The organism is Pseudoalteromonas shioyasakiensis (assembly GCF_022398475.1).
Taxonomy (GTDB): Bacteria; Pseudomonadota; Gammaproteobacteria; order Enterobacterales; family Alteromonadaceae; genus Pseudoalteromonas.
The window spans coordinates 13,475-31,473 of sequence record NZ_JAKEVM010000019.1; the positions used below are offsets into that span (position 1 = coordinate 13,475).

Sequence of the window (17,999 nt, forward strand, 5' to 3'; positions counted from 1 at the left end):
TAGTTATGAGTATCACTATGAAACGCTATATTACCAGTTTATTGTTATTACTTTGCAGTAGCTTTGCACTTGCAACCTCTTTTGAGAAAGTTGTGGTGGCTGTTGATCATGCTCCTCCTTATGGCATGGTCTCTGAAGATGGTAGAGTCAGTGGTGCAATAGTGGATATTATGCGTGAAATGCAGCGTACCTTGCCAATTAAGCTTGAGTATGTCGCTTGCCCGTTTTCTCGTTGTTTAAAAATGCTCGAGCAAAATGAGCTAGATGTAATGGGCGGGCTTATTCTCACAGAAGCGCGTGAGCAAAAAATGCAGTTTCTTACTCCACCATACATGATGCTGTCATCTTCTTTTGTGTTTTATGCCAGAGCCGATAGCGAGCTTAAAATAAACAATTATCAAGACCTAGTCGGTAAGCGTATTGCGGTAATGCGAGGCGCTGCGCACTTTCCTCGTTTTGATAGCGATAAAACACTCACCAAAGTCGAAGCGTTAAGCGAACATAATGCTTTTGATATGTTATTAAAGGGCCGCGTTGAGTTGGTAATTGCTGTTGAAACCACAGCTGATCATGCCTCAGTGTTTTTGCAGCGACCTTCGCAAGATATCGTAAAAATGCCTTATCGCTATAAAGATGTTATTTATGGTCACATTGCCCTAAGTAAACAGTTTGCAAGCTCGGGTTTAGCCGAAAAAATTCAAGACCGCCTCAATACGCTAGTCCTCAATGGCCGTTTAACAGAATTGGTCAAAAGTTATAACTTACCTCCGGTTACTGCTGTAGCAATCGATAAGTAACCCATTCTTCATAGTTTGTTCATAGACGTTCATTCATAATTGTTAACAATTCAATTTGAATAATTGCCATGGAGAGATACATGACTTTTACAAAATCAGTTTTAACAGTGGGCGTATTAGCCGTTCTATTAACAGGTTGTGAGACTACGAATACAGGTAAAGGCGCTGCGATTGGTGCTGCTACAGGTGCAGTACTAGGTAAAGCAACGGGTGACCATGACGATAAACGTATTTTTATTGGTGCGGCTATTGGTGCATTAGCAGGTGCAGCCGTTGGCGATTATATGGATAAGCAAGAAGAAGCATTTCGCGATGAGCTAGCAGGTTCAGGTGTTGAAGTGGTTCGTGAAGGCGACAATATTCGTCTAGTGATGCCATCAAATATTACCTTTGCAACTGATCAATCTTATATTTCGTCTGGCTTTCATAGCACCCTAGACGCAATTGCTAAGGTAATGAACAAATACGAAAAAACCTACTTAAGCGTTGAAGGTCATACCGACAGCACAGGTAAAGATAGCTACAATATGACGTTATCTCAACAACGTGCGCAAAGCGTAAAAGATTACTTAGTTAATCATCAGATTATGTCTGCACGTATCAGCACGCGAGGCTATGGTGAAACACGTCCTGTGGCGAGCAATGACTCAGCAAATGGCCGAGCTTTAAACCGCCGCGTAGAAATTCAGATCGTACCGAATACGCAAGGTTAGATTTTATATCTAGATTTGTGGTCAGGTTTGATATGCCCTTTCAAACCTGACATTTCCCTTCTTAATCTCGATTAAACTGTAATTCGCACAATTGTTTATACAATGGGTTAGTCTCAAACAATTGCTGATGCGTACCCGTTGCAATAATTTCTCCTTTATCCATCACGACAATCACATCGGCGTGTTTAACCGTGGCTAAACGATGGGCAATAATCAGTGTTGTTCTGTCTTTCATTAAATGCTCAAGGGCAGCTTGTACATGAAACTCACTTTGTGCGTCGAGTGCACTGGTTGCTTCATCAAGCAATAAAATGGCAGGGTCTTTTAATATTGCGCGCGCTAGTACTATACGTTGTTTTTGCCCACCTGAGAGCCTAACACCTTGCTCCCCTAAAAAGCTGTGGTAACCATCTGGTAGTTGCTTAATAAACTCATCGGCATGGGCATATTTAGCCGCAGCATATACTTGCTCGTCGCTGGCGCTTGGGTTGCCATAACGTATGTTATGCATTACGTCTGAGCTAAATAAAATTGGATTTTGTGCCACCATCCCCATTTGCTGGCGTAAGCAATCAAGAGAAAGTGCTTTTATGTTTATTCCTGCCAGCGAAATACTCCCAGAACTTGGGTCATAAAAGCGCTGTAGTAATTCAAATAATGTTGTTTTACCAGCGCCTGATGGGCCAACGATTGCAACAGTTTGCCCCTGTTTTACTTGTAAATTCAGTTCATTTAAAGCGGCTTTATCTGGCCTTGAAGGGTAATGAAAAGACACATCATTAAACTGAATAGCAGGGTGATTAAGCTTGTTTTCCTCAAGTTGTGCATCATGATTTGTATCTGGACTTTTTATCATGCTTTCAACGGCGAGTAGCTCTAATAATCGTGCAGCTGCACCTGCTGCTCTTTGCAACTCACCGTACACTTCGGCAACGGTTGCTACAGACATCGCCACCATAATCGCATAAAACACGAAAGCACCTAGCTCACCACCTGTCATGGTGCCAGCTAATACGTCGCTGCCACCGACCCACAGCATCACGCTAATAGCACTAAAGGTCAGAAATATAACTGCTGCAATCAAAAACGAGCGCTGTTTGATACGGCTCTTCGCTACTTGAAACGCCTTGTTGGTTTCTTCGCTAAATGCGGCTTTTTCACGTTCTTCGTGACTATAACTTTGCACGACTTTGATATTTTGAATGATCTCACCAGCATAGGTGCTGATATCGGCAATGGCATCTTGGCTTGAGCTAGCCAGCTTTCTCACTTTTCGGCCAAAAATCATCATCGGCAGTAGTACCACGGGTACGCAGGCAACAACCACAAGAGTTAGCTTTAGGTTGGTGATAAGTAGCATAGCCAAGCCACCAATCAGCATTAAGCTACTGCGTAATGCCATCGAAAAAGAGGAGCCAATGATAGATTGCAACAAGGTGGTGTCGGTGGTTAGTCGCGACATCAGTTCGCCGCTGCGGTTTTCTTCAAAGTAGCTTGGGTGTAATGTAACGATGCGATCAAACACGGCTTTACGGATATCGTTACTGACTCGCTCACCAATCCACGACATTAAATAAAAGCGACAAAAAGTACCTACAGCCAATAAGCTTATTAAACCAATCAATACCATCACCGCTTGTTGAAGCTGAGCTTGTGAGCCTGCAATAAAGCCATGGTCGATAACAAATTTAACGCCTTGTCCGAGTGACAAGTTAACACCGGCCGTAAGCAGCAAGGCGCCAAGGGCTGCAAACACCATCCATTTATAGGGTTTTATAAAAGCTAAAATCGGTAACAGGCTACTAAATGCGGCCTTTTCTTTATTGTTAGACATGCTAGATTCTTGTTGGTGAATAGGGTATAGATATGGTTATCAATGCTCTAAAAATCAACAGTTATTAAGGGATTAGTATGGAATCTACAACGATCAGTGGTCAATTCACCGTAAAGTTAAACCCAATTGGCGGCTATGCCACAGGGCAAGATGGCGTAAATTTGGGACGCATGTCGATTGATAAACAGTTTTCAGGTCCATTAGAGGCAACAAGCCAAGGCGAAATGCTCAGTGCCATGACTGCAACTCAGGGCAGTGCAGGTTATGTAGCGATTGAACAGGTCGTAGGTAGCTTAGAGGGTAAGCAAGGCAGTTTTGTACTACAACATTTTGGCACTATGGATAAAGGGGCTGACCGATTGATTTTAGAAGTGGTGCCTGACTCTGGCGCAGGAGAGCTTGAAGGTCTCTGTGGTAAAATGGCAATTCGAATTGAATCGGGTATTCATCATTATGACTTTGAATACCAACTGATGGACTAACATGCAAAAAGTAGTTGAGTTTAAAAAGAAGCGCTTTTTCGGCGGTATCGATATTGATGCATTAAATCAACGGGTGTTCGAATTAGGTCAAGCTGGCTGGCAAGTGAAAACAATCACCACTGCCACTGGGGTTTATGGTCAGATAACATCCGTTTTATTACTAATTGAGAATAACGAATAATGACACTAACTGAGTGGTTAAGTTTAGTTTTAATTTGCGTGATGGGGGCAATGTCGCCGGGGCCGAGTTTAGCTGTGGTTTTAAAACACAGCTTACATGGCGGTATGAAGAACGGCATGTTAGCGGCGTTGAGCCACGGTATTGGGGTTGGCTTTTATGCATGTGCCTCGTTACTAGGTTTAGGTGCGCTGATGACTCAGTTACCAACGCTTTATCAAGTGCTGGTCTATGGTGGTGCAGCCTATCTCGCATATTTGGGTATTCGTATTCTGTTAGCTAAATCCAGCTCGCAAACACTGAATGTTGAGCAGACTAAGCCTAGCCCTCGCAGCGCGCTGCAAGATGGCTTTGCTATTGCCTTTTTAAACCCAAAACTTGCGGTATTCTTTTTAGCACTGTTTTCGCAATTTATTGACCCTGAGAACCTGACTTTGCAAGTTGGTTTAATCATGTGTTTAACGGTATTTGTGCTTGATACAGGCTGGTATCTACTTGTTGCACTGTTAACCGAAATATCAAAAAAGCGTTTTGGTTTCACCAAGACAAATCCATGGCTCGAAAAATTGCTAGGGGTGATCTTTATTGCCTTAGCTGTTCGTGTTGTTATTACCCTATAAATCCCTCTATATTGCGATTACATCACTAATAAAAAAGGGTTGTGATCGCTGCTCTCCCCAGCAACCTCCTATTGCATACGTATTCATCACACAATATTTACCTTTTGGTTACACTTTATTGGTTGTTTTTTGACAACAACAATAACCACAAATACAACACCTCCAACGACAACAGGGTGGAAATCCAATGGGGAAATTCAAGCTAAGTGCGCTTATGCTGGCTTTAGTGGCTGCAAATAGTGCAATAGCGGCGACGGAAGAAGAACGCACATCAGCAAAGGAAATCGATCCTGAGCTAGAAGTAATCGAAGTGCGCGGCTTTAGTCGCAGCTTAATTCAATCATTAAATCAAAAACGCTTTAGCGACACTGTCTCTGAGCAACTATCAGCTGATGACTTAGGGGCATTACCTGATGTGTCTATGGCTGATGCATTAACACGTCTACCGGGGATCTCGGCGGTACGTACCGGTGGCCAAGCTGCCGAAATCAACATACGCGGTTTATCTGGTGGATTTGTTTTTTCGACATTAAATGGTCGAGAGCAAGTATCTACTAGTGGTAGTCGCAGTATTGAGTTTGACCAATACCCGTCAGAGTTAATCAGTTCCGCGGCGGTCTACAAGTCGCCTAAGGCCTCACTTATTGAAGGGGGCGTAGCAGGTACGGTAGAGCTACAAACAGCCAGCCCATTGGATAATGACCAGCAACACAAATTTACTGCGAATGTGCGTGGTATGTATAACGACCGTGCTTCAGAGGTATTTGATGCCACGGAGTATGGCGACCGTATTAGCTTTTCTTACCAAGGCAAGTTTCTTGACGATACGCTAGGTGTCGCAGTGGGTTACGCGCGCTTATTCCAACCAAGTGTGGCGACTCAGTTTATCGGTTTAGCATATAACGGTAATAAAGATGTTGATGGGCTAGCAAATGATACCGATGGCCCTGCAGATAACCCTGCTAATGAATACATCAGTGAAGGGTTTGAGCTTCAGCACTTAGGTGGTGAAGAAACCCGTAATGGTTATTTAACCTCAATTGAATGGGTGCCAACCGATAACTTTAAACTAAAAGGTGATGCGTTTTTATCACGTTTTGATAGCGAATCATTTGCCCGTGGTTTTCGGGTTAAGTTTGGTGGTCCGTCTGCGGTGTATGCTAACCCTGTGCTTGACGGTAATGCGGTGATTGGTGGTGCAATTAACCGCACATCAAATAGCTTTACCCGTGTTGAAATCGTTAATGATGATAACCAAGACTTTGATGAAGTAGACAGCTATGGCATTAATGCCGATTGGCAAGTTACTGAGCGTTTAAACGTCAATGCTGACGTGTCGCTATCACGTGCGAAAAGTAATTTCCGCAATGGTTTACTGTGGGCATTGGTAGCAGAAGATGCCACCGTTGAGAACCCTGTGTTCGATACCAATGTATCGCTTAACTATCAATTGAACGGCTTAAACTTGCCTGATGTAGGTTTTAACCAAGCCGACGCATTTAGCGATATTGACCGAGTTATGGTCAGTAAATACGGTATTTACCCGTATGAAAATGAAGATGAAGTAAAAGCATTTCGACTCGATTTTAAGTATGAGTTAGAGAATAACTGGTTTAGCTCAATTGAATTTGGCGCTCGTTATTCAGACCGTGAGTACAGCAATAATCGCTCTGTATTTGAATACGGTAACGATGGTGCATTCTCCTCGACTCAACCACCGCTTCGTCTTACTGATGACATGACTACAGTAGTCGATTGGCAAGGTGAGTTTAGTTATTTCCCATCATATTTAGCGATCGATTTAGATAAAGCACTCAACGCATGGTTTCCTGATGGAACTCCGCAGCCAGTACAGACCTGGGGTAACGCCGATGGTGTTGTGGATTTAGATGGTGATGGTGAGCCAGATGCGCAAGGCTATACCACTAACTACTCATGGACCATGTTACAAAGTGGCTCAGTCTATGAAGAAGTAGTGTCAGCCTATCTTATGCTTAACATTGATACTGAAATTGGCACTCTACCCGTTACAGGTAATATTGGTATTCGCCGAGTAGATACCGATCAGTCTGCGACGGTACTCGAAAACGTCGGTGGCGATCCGCAGCTAGGAGCGCAATATATTGTTGATGACAATGGCATTGTTAACGACCTTTATGCGCCAAGCGTGTTAGGCATTAAATACACAGACTACCTGCCTTCATTAAATCTGAACTTTAAAGTGAGTGACGCGACACAAATTCGTTTTGCTGCGGCAAAAGTGATGGCGCGCGCTCCGATTAACCGTTTAGCGGGTGATGCCAGTGCATCGGTTAACAATGACGGCGAAATTAACGGTTCAAGTACTAATAACCCATTCTTAAAACCTTTCTATGCTGATCAATACGATATCTCGTACGAGCAATACTTTGAAGACACCGATGGTGCACTGGTTGTTGCTGCGTTTTATAAGAATATCGACTCATTCATAGATACGGTAGCCATCGAGAACTTTGACTTTAAGGGTAATGGTTTTAACGTACCAGAATACATTGTTGACCCTGTCAGCGGTGAGCAAATCGAAACCACAAATGGGGTGTACACAACTGCGGTTAACAATGCCAAAGGCGGTTATATTCGTGGTATTGAGCTTGCCTATACGCAAGTTTTCTCTTTCTTACCCTCGCCGTTTGAAGGTTTAGGTATTAACGCCAGTTACTCGTATACCGAGAGTGAGGTGCAATCTATTACCGATTTAGGTGGTGATTCTGTGTCGCAAGACTTGCCTGGCCTTTCAAACAATGTCTTTAACGGCACACTTTTTTACAGCTATGAAAACTTTGAAACACGTTTGAATGTGCGTTATCGCGATGATTTCGTTTCAGAGCAAGTTGCTGTCAATGAGCAAGTGGTGAATTTTGATGCAGAAACGGTTGTCGATTTCCAAACGTCGTATCAGTTCACAGATTCATTCGGCATGTTATTACAAGTGAATAACTTAACCGATGAACCAACACAAAGCTACTTTGGAACAACCAGTAAAACAGGCACCACGCAATTTTTTGGTCGTCAGTTTTATCTAGGTTTTACCTATAACCATTGATCAGTAAGTTGGAGATAATAATATGAAAATAATAGCTAATTTTAGCCGCTTACTGATTGCATGTAGCATGGTATTGCTAACTGCATGTGGTGGTGGCGCTAGTAACGATATAGATTCTGGGCAAGTTTTATTGACCTGTAGTGTCCCGCAAGTTCCCAATGAAGCGGGGACTGAGTGTGTTGATCCACCACCGATTAGTTGTCCGGCACCAACGGTACCCGATGAGAATAATGAAAGCTGCGTGGTAGGCGCTGATCCCACTTTGCCTGATCCTGTGGTTTTCCCTGCAGATGACGAAGCCATCTTATTCTATAACCGCACCAGTGATGATGCCTACGAAGGTTATCGATTACACTCATGGAATAACGATGACTGTGATGCGTACGCAGCGCCGTTTGATGCCACTGATTGGGCCAATGGGCATGAATACGATGGTATTGATCCTAACTATGGCGCGTACTGGATTGTAAAACTAAAAGAAGGTTACAACGAGTGTGCTAACTTCATCGTGCATATTGGTACCGAAGGGTCTGGCAAAGCGTTTGGTGATGTTGATTTAAAAATGCCATTGATGCAGGACGATGAAAAGTTCCAACGAATGAACTTTACTATTCATGGTGAACCATCAGTATTTGAATATCCAATAGTTAGCTTAGGTGAGCGCCCGGTGAGTATTTCTGGTGCTTCAGCGCATTGGATTGATTTGTCTACTGTGATTTACCAGCCAAGTAATGAGCTGACAAGCATTATTAAATTACACTCATCAAACAGTGCTGATTTAGCTGTCGATGAAGATACCGGTGAGTTAAATGGTCAAGTGGTTGAGCTTACATCGACATCTTTAAGCGATGAACAAATCGCTAAAGTGCCGCACCTTGCTGGATGGAATGCATACCAAGGTAACTGGGATGCAGCCGCTGCAAAAGAGCTTATTAAACAACAACTGGTTGTGGCAGGCTATGATGCTGATGGCAAGCTAACAGAAGCCACTTATGTGCAAGCCGCTAAAGCCCTCGATGACTTATACACTAGTGGCGAAAGTGATGCTAATGAAGCACAACTAGGTGTGCATTACGCCAATAATGGCATTGATGTGTCGGTATGGGCGCCGACTGCAAGCAATATGAAATTAGCGCTGTATGATGCTAATAAAACAGAGCTTGAACAACTTGCTATGACCTTTGATAGCACAACGGGTATTTGGTCTAGCAATGTCGATATAAGTCATGATCGCCATTACTACCGCTTTATATTTGATGTTTATCATCCTGCGACTAAGCAAATTGAAAGCTTATGGAGCACAGATCCTTATTCATTAAACGTTTCAACCAATGGTCTATATAGCCAACTGATCAACCTTGATGATGAAGATACTAAACCAACTGGCTGGGATGAGCGTATGGTGCCAACGGTTGATTACCCAGAGCAAGCGGTTATTTACGAAGGTCATGTGCGTGATTTTAGTGTACGGGATGAAACCGTTAGTGAAGCAAACCGTGGTAAGTATCTTGCGTTTACTGAGCTTGATAGCGCACCAATGCAACACCTCAAAAAGCTGGCAGATAATGGCTTAACTCATTTTCATTTACTACCACTGACAGATATTGGCACCATTGATGAAGATGCCAGTCAGCGTGTTGATATTACTGCAACCTTAGGTGATTTATGTAGCCGCATTGACGATGATGCCGATGCATGTAAAACCGAAGATAAGAGTGCATTAATAGTTGATTTAATGGCGTCATACCTACCTGGTTCTGATGATGCTCAAGCACTTGCTAATGCAATGCGTGGTGTTGATAGCTTTAACTGGGGTTATGATCCGCATCATTTTATTGCACCTGAAGGCTCTTACGCTTCATCGCCTGAAGGTATTGCACGAGTCAAAGAGACGCGTGCGATGATCCAGTCTTTACAAGAAATAGGTTTACGTGTCGTGCTTGATGTTGTTTACAACCACACGACCTCATCAGGTGTTTGGGATAAATCAGTGTTCGATAAACTCGTTCCGGGTTATTACCACAGATACAACGAAACCTCTGGTGATATCGAGCGTTCAACCTGCTGTGAAAATACCGCTACTGAACATGTCATGATGGATAAGTTCGTTACTGACTCTATGGTGATATTAGCCCGCGACTTTGGTTACGATAGCTTCCGCTTTGATGTGATGGGGCATATGCCAAAAGCCTCAATTATGGCAGCGCTTAGCGCAGTGCAAGCAGTTGATCCTGATACCTACTTCTACGGTGAAGGATGGAACTTTGATGAAGTCGCAGATAACCGTTTATTTGTGCAAGCTAAACAAATGGATATGGCTGGCACAGAAGTAGGTACCTTTAATGACCGTATTCGTGAAGCAATTCGTGGTGGTGCATTCTTTAGCAATAATGCCACAGATGGCAATTTATCTGAGCAAGATACGTTGCGTTTATCACTGGCAGGTAACTTACAAAACTACATTCTTAAAGACTTCAAAGGTAATTCAGCAAAAGGCAGCAGCTTTAGTTGGGGTGGTCAGCCAGCAGCTTATGCCCTTGACCCAGCTGATAGCATTAACTATGTCTCTAAGCATGATAACGAAACACTATGGGATCAGCTGCAATATAAGCATGGTACTAACTTAAGTATTGAAGAGCGTGTGCGTGTTCACAATATGGCTTTAGCTATGCCGCTGATGAGCCAAGGTATTCCATTTATGCAAATGGGTGCTGATATGCTGCGTTCTAAATCAATGGATCGTAACAGCTATGATTCTGGTGATTGGTTCAACTTTGTTGATTTCAGTATGGATACCAATAACTGGAATGTAGGCCTACCTCCTGCGCAAGATAACCAAGCGAAGTGGGGCGAAATTGCACCTATTTCAGCAAATCCTAACGCACAAGCGATGGCAAGCGATATTGAGTACGCAAGTAATGTATTTACTGAATTCTTAGCAATTCGTAGTGCCAGCCCACTATTTAGTTTAACCACAGAGCAAGACATTTTAGACCGCGTTGGCTTCCACAATATTGGTAAGCGTCAACAGCAAGGCTTAGTCGTGATGAGTATCGATGATGGTATTGGTTTGACTGACCTAGATAGCCAATACGATGCCATTGTCGTGGTGATGAACGGTACGGAGCAAAGCTTATCGCATACAGTATCAACGGCTGCGGGTTTTGAGCTTCACCCTGTTTTAAAAGCGAGTGTTGACTCAAGTATGTCAGCAGCAAGTTTTATGGCTGGTGAAGGCGAAGGTACCTTTAATGTTCCGCCTTATACTGTAGCTGTGTTTGTGAAACCACAAGGTGATGCACAAGGTGAAGGCTTAAGTGCCGATGCGACTGTGGGTGCGCCAGATATTGTGCCATTTGGTAGCACAACAGTTTATGTTCGTGGCTCGTTAAATGACTGGGGTACGGCAAATAGCTTTGAATATGTGGGTAATGGCGAGTACAAAATTGCGATTCCTCTAACAGCAGGTAGCTATGAATTTAAAGTGGCTTCTGAAGATTGGTCTACTGTTGATTTTGGTGCGCTTTCTGCCGATGTTGCTGAGGTGATCGAAGGTGAAGATGAGCCATTGACACGCAGTGGTGCCAATATGACCTTTACGGCGGCAATGGATGCTGTTTATGTGTTCTCATTCGATGCCACAGACACCGATAACCCAGTGCTTAACGTCTACAACGAAGAGCCATTTGTTGGCACGCCAATTTATGTGCGCGGTGACTTCAATAGTTGGGATACCAGTGATGAATTAATGTACCAAGGCAAAGGTGTTTATACTTTCACTAAACAATTAACTACAGGTAGTTATAGCTTTAAGTTTGCTTCAAGTGATTGGAATACCGTCGATTATGGCTCAGGTGAAAGTAGCGCAGCAGTAACTGTAGGTACAGAAAAATTACTCGCAGTAAAAGGTTCAAACATGACCATTGATATTGCCAGCGATGGTCAATATCAGTTTGTGTTTGATGCTAGTAACCTTGAAGAGCCACTCATGACCGTATTTAATGCAGAAATGTTTGGTGACACTCAAGTCTATTTGCGAGGCAGCATGAATAATTGGGATCCAGTGGATCCGTTAATTTATACTGGCGATGCTTTATATAGTACGACACTGGCACTTGAAGTGGGAGAATATGGATTCAAAGTCGCTTCAAGTGACTGGAACACCATAAATTATGGCGGTAGTGGTGATTCACCCATCGCTATTATTGGTGAAGCGACCTTATTAGAAGCCGTTGGGGGTGATATCACCTTGAGTATTGCAGCTGCTGGCGATTATCGTTTTACAGTGCAAGGACCTGATCTGAGTAAACTAACAGTGACGGTTGAAGCAGTGGAATAGCTTTCCCTGCAGTACCCTTAAGCCGGGCTTTTGCTCGGCTTTTTTTGTATTTAATGAAAAGTTTGTATATTGTCATAACTCTCTATCAAGGAGCCTATGATGACAGAAACCAGTTTAACGAGTGCTAGCTTTGATCCAAAAGTAAAACAATATTGGTTATTACTGGGTATTTTTACCTGTGTGATTAGTATGGTAGGGATCCCTTTCATTCCCATAGTTGCGTTAATAATCTGGCTGGTGGCAGGGCGTATTTTAGCGGCGATGTCAGCCACGTTGTTAACGCGTAAGTTAGTGGTAAAACGCGGTGTCTTCTTTAAAGAAGAAAAATCGATCCCACTTGAAAAAATAACCGATGTGGCACTTAGCCAAGGTCCTTTAATGCGTCAATTTGGCCTTTATCGACTGAGTTTTGAAACGGCAGGTCAATCAGGACAAGGTGCATTGGTATCATTGCTCGGAGTGGTTGATGCTGAGAAGTTTCGCGAAGCAATCTTGAAACAAAAAGATGAAATGACTCAAAGCAGCAGTGCTAAGGTTGAACATCAACCTGAAGATACTCAGTTAGAACTGCTGCGCTCACTTACTTATAGCGTAAAAAACATTGAACAAATGTTAGTTACGCTATTAGATGAAAAGCGTTAAAAAACCTGACAGATTTGCTCTGCATTACAGGTGATTACAGTGACATTTTCGTAGCCAACACGAGTCAGTGCTTCGGCACTTAGTGTGGCGCGGGCACTACTTGCACAGTGTAAGTAAATGGGTCTTGCAGGATCTTTTTCAATTTCCATTAATTTCATTTCAAGTACACCACGCGGGATATTAATTGCACCTGTTGCTGCTTTAGTTGCGTGCTCAGCAGGTTCTCGTACGTCTATTAATAAACCGTGGTTTTCGCTTAATTCTTGTTTTGCTTGGTCAGCGCTAATGCGGCGCTGGTTTGGGGCAATAATTTTCATTAAGTCAGGAATTGGGGTCAGCATACTAATCCTCCATGCCAAGTTTGCGTAAAATGGTGATCATTGGGCACCACTTAGTGAATGCCGATTGAATTAAGTTTAGAGCAATAAATACCGTAAACCAAATCCACAGCGGACTGTGAAACTGTTGTAGCAACAATGAAATACAGATCATTACACCAGCAATTAGGCGAAGCGCGTCATTTAGTTTCATAATAAGACCTCGATAACAGAGTGATGTATTTAATATATTAGATAACGCTACATTAGTAAATTCTAATATTAGACTTTTCTAATATATCAATCTATACTTTAGCGGTATTTTAAGAATATAGAGTAGTGTGATTATGAACATCGATTTTGCGGCTATGGCCGACAATGTGGAACAAGCAGAGCAAATGCTAAAGATATTGGCGAATAAAAATCGTTTGATGATCTTATGTTCGCTGCAAGATGGTGAAATGAGCGTGAGCGAATTAAACGAAGCTGTGCCGTTGGCGCAGTCTGCATTATCGCAACACTTAGCGGCGCTGAGAAAAGCTCAGATTGTTGCTACTCGACGCGAAAGCCAAACTATTTATTACCGCGTGGTGGATGAAAATGTGGTATCAATTTTAGCGACCCTACATGGCTTATTTTGCAAAGGTAATTAAGCAATGAATGCTATCGATAATGCAGTAAAAAACAGCTTGAGCGGTCGCCTCCCTGTCATTATTTTTATTATGTCGGTGCTGCTTGGTTTAATGGCATTAAAGCAAACACCCCGTGAAGAAGAGCCGCAAATTGTGGTTCCGATGCTTGATATATATGTGGCAGCGCCAAACGTTGAAGCGCCAGAAGTAGCAAGGCTGGTAACTGAACCATTGGAAAAGTTATTGGCGCAGTTAACGGGCGTCGAGCATATTTACTCGACTACACAAAGTAATGCTACTGTTGTTACTCTTCGCTTTGAAGTCGGTCACGATCGTGAGCAAGCCATCCTCGACACTTACGCTAAACTCTATAGCTATCAACACACGATGGCGTCAGTGATCAGCTCATGGCAAATACGTCCGGTTGAAGTGAACGATGTACCCATTGTGATGCTGGGCTTATTTAGTAAAGATCCAAAACTTTACGATGATTATCAACTTACCCGCTTTGCTAATGAAATCGCTAACAGTTTACAGCGCATCGAAAATACCAGCGAAGTGAAAGTGATTGCAGGTAGAACTCGTCAATTAACGATTAACCTTGATGCAAGTGCTCTTGCTGCACATCAAACAACCCTAACCGATGTGTATTATGCGCTTAGCGTATCTAACCAATTAGTGAATGTGGGCAGTGTTGTTGAGGGTAAGCAGCAAATTGCCTTACAAGTGGGTGATGTTTTACGCTCTCAATCTGCGATTGAACGTCTTGTTGTCAACGTGGTAAACGGTAAGAGTGTTTATCTAAGCGATGTGGCCCAGGTGAGTGATGGTCCAAGCGAAGCACAAAGTTATCAATGGTTGGCTCATTCAGATAACCAACAACAACTTCCTTTAGTGACCATTAGTGTCGCTAAGCAAGCAGGTACCAATGCGGTAGCTGTAGCCAACGAAGTGCACAGCATGATGGACAGTTTATCGGCTAATCTACTACCAGATGAAGTGGGCTACACCGTACTGCGTGACTATGGCCAAACAGCGAACGAAAAAGTAAATAACCTTACCTCGAGCTTAGTGTTTGCGGTATTTACCGTGGTTATTTTTGTTGGCGTATTTTTAGGTTGGCGACCAGCGATTGTTGTGGGGCTAGCGGTACCTATTTGCTACGGCATCACCCTGACACTTGATTTTGCCTTTGGCTATACGATTAACCGAGTCACGCTGTTTGCATTAATACTTTCTTTAGGTCTATTGGTTGATGATCCCATTACTGGGATAGACAACATAAGTCGCTTTTTAACAAAAAAAGGCGATAAAAAACAACGCATAGTTGATGCCATGAGCGAAATTCGTGTGGCGCTGTTTATGTCTACATTGACCATTATGGTGGCATTTATCCCACTTGCATTTATCACCGGCATGATGGGGCCGTATATGGCACCGATGGCATTTAATGTACCGGTTAGTGTGATGGTTTCGACTATAGTGGCATTTTTTGTCACGCCATGGTTGGCCATGAAATTACTAAAAGCGCCAGTCGATGACAGCATGCAACTAGAAGCTAATCCCCATAGCTTATACGAGCGCATGTTATCGCCATTACTTGAGTCTAAAGGCCGCGCCAAACTCGTTTTATGGACCACATTAGCTTTGTTTGTCGCCAGTGCCATGTTACCCGTAATGCGTGCAGTGCCTCTAAAGCTATTACCTTTTGATAATAAAAACGAGTTGCAAGTTTTAATTGATATGCCAGAAGGCACGAGCCTTGAGCAAACCGCCGCTTTCACTAGACAAGTACAAACCATCACTTGGCAATTAAATGAAGTAAGTGAGGCGGCAGCCTATGTTGGTCAGCCATCAAGCATGGACTTTAATGGTATGGTGCGTGGTTACTATCGACGTGAAGCTGCTAATTTAGCTGAACTCAGAGTATTACTGCTCGATAAAACTGAGCGTGATCATCAACCTCATGGCGTGGTCATGCGCTTGCGTGCCGCATTAGCGCCACTGGCAACCGATGGCATTGTAATTAAAGTGGTTGAAGTGCCACCGGGTCCGCCGGTTTTAAGTACCTTAGTGGCCGAAGTTTACAGTGAGCCATTTGTTGATACAGAGACTCACTATCAAGCAGCACTTGCCGTTGCAGCAAGATTAAAGCAAGAGCAGCATGTGGTTGAGGTTGATACCAGTATTGCTGCCAATGCGCCGTTACAACGTTTTGTTACTGATAAAAGTAAAGCGTCATTGTCGGCGGTGTCTACGCAAGATATTGCCCAGACCTTAGCCATTGCCTCGCATGGGCAAAATGTTGGGGTGTTATATGTTAGCGGCGAAACAGACTCTGTTGATATTAAACTACAACTGCCATATCAAGACCGTAACCAATTTGCTCAATTGCTGGCATTACAAGTTCGTGGCGATAGGGAGCTTGCAAAAACCAGTGACGAATTTGGGCTGCAAAGTGCACCGCGGCCGCTGGTGGCGCTATCTGAGTTAGGTGAATTTCAGCATCAAGAGGTTGCCAAGCCAATTATGCGTAAAGATCAGCGTAATGTTGTATATGTTATGGCTGAGCTAAATGGTCGTACACCCGCTGAAATTATTGCTGACGTTAATGCTGACTCAGGCATCAGCGCTGACGAATTTAGCCAAACAGATTGGCAAAGTAGGCACTTTTTCAACAATGGTGGTGGCCAAGCTTGGCAATTACCTGCTGGCACTGACGTGACCTTTAGTGGTGAAGGTGAATGGCGAATTACCATCGATGTATTCAGAGATATGGGGATTGCCTTTGCGTTTGCGCTAACAGCAATTTTTATCATCCTACGCATTCAAACAAACTCTGCCAGTTTGTCACTGATCATCATGTCGGCTATTCCATTAACCGTAATAGGGATCATGCCGGGCTTTTGGCTTTTGAATCAATTTGGAGAGCGCAGCATTGCTGGTGCTCCAGAGCCGGTACTATTCACCGCAACAGCCATGATAGGCATGATTGCACTTGCCGGTATTGTGGTTCGTAACTCACTTATTTTAGTTGAGTTTATTAATCAAGCTCGCGGCCAAGGTATGGCAATTAAACAGGCTTTAATTGCCGCAGGCACCGTGCGTATGCGCCCTGTGTTACTGACTGCGGGAACCACCTTATTAGGTAACTTGGTGATCACCCTAGATCCGGTATTTAGCGGTCTAGCTATCGCAATTATTTTTGGTATTGTGGCATCAACATTGTTCTCACTATTTGTTGTGCCGCTGGTTTATTATTTAGTGTTTGCAAAGGATGCAGCCAAAGAGGAACAAGCTCATGCAGGGTAAATCAAAACTTATTGGTTCAATCATCGCGTTATCTGTGATTATTGTGGCGGTACTTTACATGGCGGGCAGTTTTTCTGATAAGCAAGCTGCAGGCATGAAAAACCCATCGGCAAATGATTACACTGGCCAGTTAGTGACAGTGACACTGGCAAATATTGCTCGTGATGAAGTTGTACCGGGCACCGTGATTGCAAAACAAAATACGCAAATCTCTTCTCGTGTAATGGCACAAGTTGAGCGTTTAAATGTACGCGCTGGCGATACTGTAAAACAAGGTGACGTGCTAATTACCTTGCAGCAAGATGACTTTAAAGCTGGGCTTGCTCAAAGCGAAGCACAAATAAATGCAATTAATGCCTCGCTGACTCAAGCGGAGAAACAACTAAAGCGTATTAACGACTTATACAAGCAAGGCTTAGTATCTGTTAGCGAATACGACGATGCAAAAGCAAGGTTCGATAACTTAACTGCGAACCTAGCGATTGCTAAGCAGCAGCAAACACAAGCGCAAGTTGCACTGAGTTTTACGCAAATTAAAGCGCCGATTTCAGGTGTTGTGGTTGAGCGTTTTGCAGAGCCTGGCGATACCGCAACGCCTGGCACGCCATTACTCGCACTGTATAACCCACAACAATTGCAATTAGCATTTAATGTCAGAGAACAACAAGCAATTAAGTTGAATGTTGGTCAAACTCTAACGGTTAAACTACCTGCTTTATCTACGTCAATGCCTGCCACAGTGACAGAAATTGTGCCTGTTGCTGATAGTGCTGCGCGTAGTATGGAAATCCGTTTAGAAACAGATGCGCAAACTGGGTTAATGCCTGGGCTTTATGCGCAATTACTATTACCGCTCGCCACTGAAAAAGGGGTGTTGATTGAGTCAAGCTGGGTGCACCAATATGGCCAATTGAGTATGGTCTATTTACTTGAAAATAATCAGATAGTGCGCCGCTTCGTTCGCCTTGGCGAAATGCTCGATGGCAAGCAGCACATCGTTTCAGGTTTAAACCCAGGTGATGTGCTGGCTGTTGAATATTAATTTTCTAAG

The 17,999-nt window shown here is 43.4% G+C and carries 14 protein-coding genes; 11 read left to right on the forward strand and 3 right to left on the reverse strand.

All coding sequences use genetic code 11. From position 1 onward, the window contains the following. Positions 1-17 precede the first annotated feature (17 nt). Both L1D51_RS05750 and L1D51_RS05755 read left to right on the forward strand, forming a co-directional pair. Positions 18-797: a substrate-binding periplasmic protein gene (locus L1D51_RS05750; RefSeq protein WP_239963174.1), complete on the forward strand. Its 780-nt coding sequence runs from the start codon at positions 18-20 to the stop codon at positions 795-797. A gap of 80 nt (positions 798-877) precedes the next feature. Continuing rightward, complete coding sequence (locus L1D51_RS05755) at positions 878-1,510, forward strand: YiaD family glycine zipper/OmpA-like lipoprotein (protein WP_054562840.1); 633 nt, start codon at positions 878-880, stop codon at positions 1,508-1,510. Between the two features lie 61 nt (positions 1,511-1,571). Here L1D51_RS05755 and L1D51_RS05760 read toward each other — a convergent pair whose 3' ends face one another. After that, positions 1,572-3,344 (reverse strand): ABC transporter transmembrane domain-containing protein, encoded by a 1,773-nt coding sequence (locus L1D51_RS05760; protein ID WP_239963178.1) that lies wholly within the window; start codon positions 3,342-3,344, stop codon positions 1,572-1,574. Between the two features lie 77 nt (positions 3,345-3,421). Here L1D51_RS05760 and L1D51_RS05765 point away from each other — a divergent pair, with 77 nt between their 5' ends. From L1D51_RS05765 to L1D51_RS05790, 6 genes are all read left to right on the forward strand, one after another. Continuing rightward, positions 3,422-3,826, forward strand: a complete 405-nt coding sequence (locus L1D51_RS05765) for a DUF3224 domain-containing protein (RefSeq protein WP_054562838.1) — start codon at positions 3,422-3,424, stop codon at positions 3,824-3,826. Between the two features lies 1 nt (position 3,827). Further along, entirely contained in the window at positions 3,828-4,007 is a 180-nt protein-coding gene (locus tag L1D51_RS05770) for a DUF4177 domain-containing protein (protein ID WP_054554414.1), read from the forward strand. Then, positions 4,007-4,624 carry a LysE family translocator gene (locus tag L1D51_RS05775; RefSeq protein ID WP_054562837.1) on the forward strand — a complete coding sequence of 206 codons (618 nt, stop codon included), beginning with the start codon at positions 4,007-4,009 and terminating at the stop codon, positions 4,622-4,624. The genes L1D51_RS05770 and L1D51_RS05775 overlap by 1 nt, the downstream gene beginning before the upstream one ends. Before the next feature lie 187 nt (positions 4,625-4,811). Continuing rightward, complete coding sequence (locus L1D51_RS05780) at positions 4,812-7,706, forward strand: TonB-dependent receptor (RefSeq protein ID WP_239963179.1); 2,895 nt, start codon at positions 4,812-4,814, stop codon at positions 7,704-7,706. A 22-nt stretch (positions 7,707-7,728) separates the two neighbouring features. Then, a complete protein-coding gene (locus L1D51_RS05785) occupies positions 7,729-12,045 on the forward strand; it encodes an alpha-1,6-glucosidase domain-containing protein (protein WP_239963180.1) in 4,317 nt (1,438 codons plus the stop codon). A 99-nt stretch (positions 12,046-12,144) separates the two neighbouring features. Then, positions 12,145-12,687: a PH domain-containing protein gene (locus L1D51_RS05790; RefSeq protein WP_054562834.1), complete on the forward strand. Its 543-nt coding sequence runs from the start codon at positions 12,145-12,147 to the stop codon at positions 12,685-12,687. Here L1D51_RS05790 and L1D51_RS05795 read toward each other — a convergent pair. Continuing rightward, positions 12,684-13,028, reverse strand: coding sequence for a rhodanese-like domain-containing protein (locus L1D51_RS05795; RefSeq protein WP_054562833.1), 345 nt, complete (start codon positions 13,026-13,028; stop codon positions 12,684-12,686). The two genes, L1D51_RS05790 and L1D51_RS05795, sit on opposite strands and share 4 nt — an antisense overlap. A gap of 1 nt (position 13,029) precedes the next feature. Continuing rightward, positions 13,030-13,218 carry a YgaP family membrane protein gene (locus L1D51_RS05800; RefSeq protein ID WP_054562832.1) on the reverse strand — a complete coding sequence of 63 codons (189 nt, stop codon included), beginning with the start codon at positions 13,216-13,218 and terminating at the stop codon, positions 13,030-13,032. A 133-nt stretch (positions 13,219-13,351) separates the two neighbouring features. Here L1D51_RS05800 and L1D51_RS05805 point away from each other — a divergent pair, with 133 nt between their 5' ends. The 3 genes from L1D51_RS05805 to L1D51_RS05815 are packed head-to-tail and all read left to right on the forward strand — an operon-like array spanning position 13,352 to position 17,990. Beyond that, positions 13,352-13,657 (forward strand): ArsR/SmtB family transcription factor, encoded by a 306-nt coding sequence (locus L1D51_RS05805; RefSeq protein WP_054562831.1) that lies wholly within the window; start codon positions 13,352-13,354, stop codon positions 13,655-13,657. A gap of 3 nt (positions 13,658-13,660) precedes the next feature. After that, positions 13,661-16,948: an efflux RND transporter permease subunit gene (locus L1D51_RS05810; protein ID WP_239963181.1), complete on the forward strand. Its 3,288-nt coding sequence runs from the start codon at positions 13,661-13,663 to the stop codon at positions 16,946-16,948. Next, positions 16,938-17,990 carry an efflux RND transporter periplasmic adaptor subunit gene (locus L1D51_RS05815; protein ID WP_239963182.1) on the forward strand — a complete coding sequence of 351 codons (1,053 nt, stop codon included), beginning with the start codon at positions 16,938-16,940 and terminating at the stop codon, positions 17,988-17,990. Before L1D51_RS05810 ends, L1D51_RS05815 begins: the two co-directional genes overlap by 11 nt. Positions 17,991-17,999 lie beyond the last annotated feature (9 nt).

Excerpts from the sequence above, each read along its gene's own strand:
- L1D51_RS05770 (WP_054554414.1), top strand. The coding sequence starts at position 3,828 with ATGCAAAAAGTAGTTGAGTTTAAAAAGAAGCGCTTTTTCGGCGGTATC.
- L1D51_RS05815 (WP_239963182.1), top strand. The coding sequence starts at position 16,938 with ATGCAGGGTAAATCAAAACTTATTGGTTCAATCATCGCGTTATCTGTG.
- L1D51_RS05780 (WP_239963179.1), top strand. The coding sequence starts at position 4,812 with ATGGGGAAATTCAAGCTAAGTGCGCTTATGCTGGCTTTAGTGGCTGCA.
- L1D51_RS05775 (WP_054562837.1), top strand. The coding sequence starts at position 4,007 with ATGACACTAACTGAGTGGTTAAGTTTAGTTTTAATTTGCGTGATGGGG.
- L1D51_RS05755 (WP_054562840.1), top strand. The coding sequence starts at position 878 with ATGACTTTTACAAAATCAGTTTTAACAGTGGGCGTATTAGCCGTTCTA.
- L1D51_RS05765 (WP_054562838.1), top strand. The coding sequence starts at position 3,422 with ATGGAATCTACAACGATCAGTGGTCAATTCACCGTAAAGTTAAACCCA.
- L1D51_RS05760 (WP_239963178.1), bottom strand. The coding sequence starts at position 3,344 with ATGTCTAACAATAAAGAAAAGGCCGCATTTAGTAGCCTGTTACCGATT.
- L1D51_RS05795 (WP_054562833.1), bottom strand. The coding sequence starts at position 13,028 with ATGCTGACCCCAATTCCTGACTTAATGAAAATTATTGCCCCAAACCAG.
- L1D51_RS05810 (WP_239963181.1), top strand. The coding sequence starts at position 13,661 with ATGAATGCTATCGATAATGCAGTAAAAAACAGCTTGAGCGGTCGCCTC.
- L1D51_RS05800 (WP_054562832.1), bottom strand. The coding sequence starts at position 13,218 with ATGAAACTAAATGACGCGCTTCGCCTAATTGCTGGTGTAATGATCTGT.
- L1D51_RS05790 (WP_054562834.1), top strand. The coding sequence starts at position 12,145 with ATGACAGAAACCAGTTTAACGAGTGCTAGCTTTGATCCAAAAGTAAAA.
- L1D51_RS05785 (WP_239963180.1), top strand. The coding sequence starts at position 7,729 with ATGAAAATAATAGCTAATTTTAGCCGCTTACTGATTGCATGTAGCATG.
- L1D51_RS05805 (WP_054562831.1), top strand. The coding sequence starts at position 13,352 with ATGAACATCGATTTTGCGGCTATGGCCGACAATGTGGAACAAGCAGAG.
- L1D51_RS05750 (WP_239963174.1), top strand. The coding sequence starts at position 18 with ATGAAACGCTATATTACCAGTTTATTGTTATTACTTTGCAGTAGCTTT.